Raw genomic sequence first — 230 nt, forward strand, 5'->3', positions numbered from 1 at the left:
GGGATATTGTTGATCGCTTTAGGAATGACCTTTTCGGGATCTTTCGTTTCCCCCGCTGTCAGCCCCACAAGTTCGATGCCTACAAACGCAAAGACAACCATCTGGAATGAAAGGAGAAATCCGTGCAGTCCATTAGGAAACATGCCGCCGTGGCTCCAAAGGTTGTGAAAGGCGGCAGTGCCCGAATGGGTGGAAAATCCTTTGAAGATCATGAAAAGTCCGATCGCGGT

At 50.0% G+C, this 230-nt stretch carries 1 pseudogene; it reads right to left on the reverse strand.

Features of this window, described 5'->3' with window-relative positions:
* A pseudogene (locus CF394_RS00020) lies at positions 1 to 230 on the reverse strand (amino acid permease); the annotation flags it as partial.

The organism is Tetzosporium hominis, assembly GCF_002265435.1.
Lineage (GTDB): Bacteria > Bacillota > Bacilli > Bacillales_A > Planococcaceae > Chryseomicrobium > Chryseomicrobium hominis.